Below are 5,967 nucleotides of genomic sequence, written 5' to 3' on the forward strand. Positions count from 1 at the left end.
ACAACAATCGGGGTCTTAGCTACGATGATTTAAAAGAATACGAAAAAGCGATCGCCGATTATACCGAAGCCATCCGTCTCGATCCTGAATATGCAAATGCTTACAACAATCGGGGTCTTAGCTACGATGATTTAAAAGAATACGAAAAAGCGATCGCTGATTACAACGAAGCCATCCGTCTCGATCCTGAATATGCTTTTGCTTACAACAATCGGGGTAATAGCTACAAAAATCTAAAAGAATACGAAAAAGCGATCGCTGATTACAACGAAGCCATCCGTCTCGATCCTGAATATGCTTTTGCTTACAACAATCGGGGTAATAGCTACAAAAATCTAAAAGAATACGAAAAAGCGATCGCTGATTACAACGAAGCCATCCGTCTCGATCCTGAATATGCTTTTGCTTACAACAATCGGGGTAATAGCTACAAAAATCTAAAAGAATACGAAAAAGCGATCGCTGATTACAACGAAGCCATCCGTCTCGATCCTGAATATGCAAATGCTTATTATGGTCGTGGTAATAGTTATAAAATTCTTGATAATAAAACTCAAGCTATTCAAGATTTTCAACAAGCTGCGGATTTATATCAACAACAAGGAGATACAGGTTATTGGTATCAGCAAGCACTAGAAAATATTGAGCAACTTCAATAAATTGTAAATTATTCATTTAAACCCCATTCATATTAAAAAACGAATTTATAAGATTAGCAGTAAAAAAAATAACTAAACCCTTTCCCTTTTCCCTTTCCCTTTTCCCTAAACTTAGCAAATCTATTCCGTAACATCATTAATCATTAAAGATGCAATTGTTTCTTCTGCTTTCTTGAGATATTTATCAAACTTATCAACTTCTGCCGAATAGGTTGCAATATAGGCTTTTTGATTTTTAACAGTCCAATATTCCAACCGTTTTTTATTCCCTTCTTTCTCTTGATAAATAATTTTTGTTCCTTCCTTATTAGCAAAAGTAGTAGGGGTTGCTGGCTCGATAATTGTGTTATAAGTTGCTATTTGATTTGTGGCTTGAGCGTTGTATTCTGCTAAAGATAATGGTGTGGATAGTTCTTCGATAGATACTGCTACTCGCTCTTGATATTCATCTTGATTATTTTCCAAAGGAGTAAGAAACTTTACGCCTTTTTCTTGAAAGGTATTCCAATCTTCCCTGACTTGCCAACTTTCAGGACGTTCTATTTTTATCTTATGTTCTTTATTTTCATAAGCTATATATTTTTCTTGAGGAATTAAACTAAAACCAGCAATTCCTAAGACTATTGTTCCCACTATTGTTCCTATTCCCCAGACCAACCAAGTCAGCCAAGATTTTTTATTATTTTCTTCGGCTGTATTGTTCTCAGAATTTTTTAGGGTTGGGGAAATATCTTCCATAGGTGATTTAATAACAATAGTGTCGTTTAGTTTTTGCCAGTCACCTAATATTTCTGTAACCGATTGATATCTTTCTTGACAACTGCCCCGCACCATTTTATCGATTATTCGTAGCAAGTTGGGATTGTATTTTTTACTATCTGCGGGTAGATGGTGTTGCCAGATAGGATTGAATTTCTCATCTTTAAATATCTGTTGAGGATCGACACCAGTCAGAGCATTAATCGCCACCATTCCTGCTGCATAAATATCACTACAAAACTTCGGTCTACTCAATTTTTGCTCGTTAGGCATATAACCCTCCGTGCCGATAACAACGGTAGATTTAGATTCCCCTTGGTTGCCGATATTTTCTCGTTTTATTTTTTCTTTTACTGCTCCGAAATCAATTAGATATATTTTTTGGTCATATTTATTTCTAATTAAATTAGAAGGCTTGATATCGCGATGAATATAATTATTCTGATGAACGAAATTTAAGACATCTAAAATATCTTTGAGAATGGGAAACAATTCCATTTCTGTCAGTTGTTTTTTACTGGCAAATTCTGTTTCTAAATTGTTCCCCTCAATAAACTCTTGAACTAAATAAAACTTTTTGTCCGCTTCAAAATGATCGAATATTTGAGGAATTTGCGAGTGTCTGCCCAATTTTTGTAATATTTCTGATTCTTGATTAAAAAAGCGCGTGCCAACATTCAACAAAAAATCATTATCGTAATTGGGGGTAAACTGCTTGACAATATATTGGCGATCTATCCCCGCAGAGAGATCGGTAGCGTAATATATTTTACCCTGTCCGCCTTCTGCTAAAAGTTCGTCGATGCGATACTTGCCTTTTAAAATCGTACCGATAAGATTATCTCTATTAGTCTCCATTACAGCCCGCCAATCTATAATATTTTTCTATAATATTTTTGAAATCACATTTTCAAAATCACATTTTCAAAATCACATTTTTAAAATATATTCAAAATCGCCATTATTTTAAGATCTTTTTCAATACCAGACTGAAAAAGACCATCAATTCTTAATTTCTCCCATCATTTAGCCAAAACAAACTTTTCTAGTTCAATAACAAGGATGCAAGAGTGAATTTCAATGCGGTATTGTATAGTTAAAGACTACACAAACCTTAAATTACTACAAAATCGAAATAGCTGAAAGTTTTGCCATGAAAACTTCTATTATATGGCTGAAAATTGCCTCTGGATTAGCTTTTATCTCTGCTATTTTAGCTCTATCTCCCACCGCTAAAGCCTCTAGCGATAAATATCACTGTCGCCAAGTAAACAATACTTACGGTATCTATTCCCGCGTTATTAGAGGAGATATGAAAATTATGGACTTTACGCGAGATGTTCCCCAAGATTGGACAATAGAAAGCCGTTGCCAAGAAGTTGCTAATAGATTCCAGAGATATTATGATAACGAGACTCTTCGCTATATTGGTTCGGGATACGTCAACAACGAACCAGTATTGTGTGCGGTAGTGTCCCAAAATGATGATTGTAGTTCGGATAATATCTTAGTTACTCTTCCTCCCAAGAAAGTTCCCCACGAAGAAGCCAGAAAACTAATGGATACTCAAGGTTTGGCGAGTGGTGTTGTAATTGAGGTCAAAGGCAAGGGCAAGCTAGAAAGCTATGTCAATGGTAATACCTATTACGATCTAGAAGTGTTAGAACAAATAATATTAGAACAAGAAAAAAGCGATCGCCTGATTGAAAGCAATTTTTAGATCGACTGAATTTAGAAGAGTTTCGTAAACTAACAAGGGTTATTGCGACAAAAAATTGTAAACTATACCCGAAGTAATCTTAAACCCAATAAGATGCGAACATGGGATAGTAAGTTTATAGTAATTAGGTCTTAAAACTGAATAATTATGTAATTTGATACCTATAAGCAATTTATAAAAAATTAATTTTAAATCTATGGATATTACCAACGACCTGCACGTTATTGAAACCAGACCTTTGTTAAGCCCAGCATTCATCAAAAGCGAATTCCCCCAGAAAGAATCAGTAGCAGAGTTAGTAACTCAAACTCGTAGCCGTATTCGTAATATCTTAGAAGGAAAAGACGAAAGAATTTTAGTAGTAGTTGGCCCCTGTTCGATACATGATGTGGCAGCAGCGGAAGAATACGGACAAAAACTAGTTAAATTGCGATCGCAATTTGCCGATACCCTAGAGATTGTGATGCGGGTTTATTTTGAAAAGCCTCGTACTACTATAGGTTGGAAGGGATTAATCAACGACCCTAACTTAAATAATAGCTACGATATCAATACAGGACTAAGGACAGCGAGAAAGCTACTATTAGATCTGGCTAACATTGGTCTACCCGCAGCTACAGAATTACTTGATCCGATTACTCCTCAATATATTGCCGATCTTATTTGTTGGACGGCGATCGGTGCGAGGACGACCGAAAGTCAGATTCATCGCGAAATGGCTTCTGGGTTATCTATGCCCGTAGGTTATAAAAATGGTACGGATGGTAGTTTTACCGCTGCTATTAATGCCATGCTGACTGCTAATATTTCCCATCATTTCTTAGGTATCAACCAGGATGGACTAGCAAGTATCGTGAAAACCACGGGTAATCCTAACGGACATTTGGTTTTACGAGGTGGTGCAGCCAGACCTAATTATGAAGCGAGGGATATTGAGGCTGCTACTAATGCCCTCAAGAAAAAAGCCATGAATTCCCATTTGATGATTGATTGCAGTCACGGCAATAGTAGCAAAGACTATAACAAACAATCTGTAGTCTTAGATAGTGTCGCGCAACAAGTAAAAGCTGGTTGTTCTCATATTATGGGGGTAATGATTGAGAGTCACCTAGTAGCAGGAAATCAATCTATTTCTCAAAACAAAGAAGACTTAGTATACGGTAAGAGTATTACTGATGCCTGTGTTAATTGGGATACGACCAAAGTGATGTTGCAGAGGTTGGCTGATGCAGTAGCAACAGGAAGACCGCGAGTTAAGCAAAACCTAGCTTCTATGGCGAGTAAATAATTTAACAATTTAATTGCCAGTAATTGCCAGATGAATCAATCTATCCTAACCGAAGTAGAAAAACAGCAGCTAATTGAAACTGCCACCCAAGCTTTAGACAAATCTTATGCGCCCTATTCCAAGTTTCGAGTGGGCGCAGCCGTGTTGACGAGTACGGGCAAAATATTTCCAGGGTGTAATGTGGAAAATGCTTCCTATGGCTTGAGTATGTGTGCGGAAAGAAATGCGATCGCTAATGCCATAATCGGCAGCGGAAAGGATACAATAAAGATTAAAGCGATCGCTGTAACCAACAGCCAGAAGGTGTCTTGTTCTCCTTGTGGTGCTTGTCGACAAGTAATCTGGGAGTTCGGGACAGATGCTGAAGTTATTTTCTTAGGAAATAATGGATGGCAAAATTCCACCATTAGAGATCTCTTACCAGCAGGTTTTTCTCTGTAAATTTCTCTGTAAATTTCTCTGTAAATACGGTTTCATAAACCCATCCCTTGGCTATATCCTAGAAAAGCTAATTATTAATCAATCAAGTCTCTCCATGAAGTCATATCTCGCCGCCGCTATTCAAATGACCAGCAAACCCGACTTGGGAAAAAATTTGGTCGAGGCAGAAGAATTAATCGACCTAGCTGTCCGTCAAGGTGCCGAATTAGTCAGTTTACCTGAAAACTTTTCTTTTTTGGGCAAAGAGGTTGACAAAGTAGCTCAAGCCAAGAAAATTGCGGCAGAGACAGATCTATTTCTGAGAAAAATGGCTCAGAGATTTCAGATTACGATTTTGGGTGGTGGTTTTCCTGTCCCCGTTGCAGACAACCCAGAAAAAGCCTACAACACTGCTGTTTTAGTCACTCCTGACGGTCAAGAAGTAGCTCGCTATCAAAAAGTTCATCTCTTTGATGTAGATGTCCCTGATGGTAATACTTATCAAGAGTCCAGTACGGTTATGGCAGGAAAGAATGTACCTCCTATATATAATTCCGATACTTTAGGTAAGCTAGGACTATCTATTTGTTACGATGTCCGTTTTCCAGAACTCTATCGTCAATTATCCCAACAGGGGGCTGATGTATTGTTTATTCCTGCTGCATTTACTGCCTTTACAGGTAAAGACCATTGGAAGGTATTATTGCAGGCAAGAGCGATCGAAAATACTTGTTATGTAATTGCCCCCGCCCAAACAGGAAACCACTACGAACGTCGCTATACTCACGGTCATGCGATGATTATCGATCCTTGGGGGGCAATTTTAGCAGACGCGGGGAATGCGCCAGGAGTGGCAGTAGCCGAAATTAATCCCAACCGCTTGAAACAGGTACGTCAACAAATGCCTTCTTTACAGCATAGGGTGTTTGTCTAAAAAAAAATCAGAAATAGAGAAAGTTTTTTATAGATTAATTAGAGTCGATCGCGATCGCATTATCGGTTTACTTTTATAAAGATAAGATGAAAATGACTGCTACTTTTTAGATTGGCAGCCATTTTTTTTAGGTAAGTACTTATGCAAAATTAATTGTATATTTTGTTCCAAAATTAATTAAAATATT

Annotated in this window: 6 protein-coding genes; 5 read left to right on the forward strand and 1 reads right to left on the reverse strand. The window is 37.4% G+C overall.

Going from position 1 to position 5,967, the window contains the following annotated elements; all coding sequences use genetic code 11:
* Positions 1–659, forward strand: a 659-nt coding sequence (locus I4641_RS17290) for a tetratricopeptide repeat protein (RefSeq protein ID WP_229641830.1), incomplete at its 5' end; no start/stop codon positions are given.
* A gap of 120 nt (positions 660–779) precedes the next feature.
* On the opposite strand, the gene I4641_RS17295 is transcribed toward I4641_RS17290, so the two are convergent.
* On the reverse strand, positions 780–2,276 hold the full coding sequence (locus tag I4641_RS17295; protein ID WP_229641831.1) for a serine/threonine-protein kinase: 1,497 nt from the start codon (positions 2,274–2,276) through the stop codon (positions 780–782).
* 295 nt (positions 2,277–2,571) lie between these two features.
* Here I4641_RS17295 and I4641_RS17300 point away from each other — a divergent pair, with 295 nt between their 5' ends.
* The 4 genes from I4641_RS17300 to I4641_RS17315 all read left to right on the forward strand — a co-directional run bounded on the left by I4641_RS17300 (position 2,572) and on the right by I4641_RS17315 (position 5,780).
* Positions 2,572–3,138 carry a COP23 domain-containing protein gene (locus I4641_RS17300; RefSeq protein WP_229641832.1) on the forward strand — a complete coding sequence of 189 codons (567 nt, stop codon included), beginning with the start codon at positions 2,572–2,574 and terminating at the stop codon, positions 3,136–3,138.
* A 196-nt stretch (positions 3,139–3,334) separates the two neighbouring features.
* On the forward strand, positions 3,335–4,426 hold the full coding sequence (locus I4641_RS17305) for a 3-deoxy-7-phosphoheptulonate synthase (RefSeq protein ID WP_229641833.1): 1,092 nt from the start codon (positions 3,335–3,337) through the stop codon (positions 4,424–4,426).
* 30 nt (positions 4,427–4,456) lie between these two features.
* Complete coding sequence (gene cdd / locus I4641_RS17310; RefSeq protein ID WP_229641834.1) at positions 4,457–4,867, forward strand: cytidine deaminase; 411 nt, start codon at positions 4,457–4,459, stop codon at positions 4,865–4,867.
* Positions 4,868–4,961: 94 nt separating this feature from the next.
* Positions 4,962–5,780 carry a carbon-nitrogen hydrolase family protein gene (locus I4641_RS17315; RefSeq protein WP_229641835.1) on the forward strand — a complete coding sequence of 273 codons (819 nt, stop codon included), beginning with the start codon at positions 4,962–4,964 and terminating at the stop codon, positions 5,778–5,780.
* Positions 5,781–5,967 lie beyond the last annotated feature (187 nt).

Source organism: Waterburya agarophytonicola KI4 (assembly GCF_020640915.1).
Lineage (GTDB): Bacteria > Cyanobacteriota > Cyanobacteriia > Cyanobacteriales > Xenococcaceae > Waterburya > Waterburya agarophytonicola.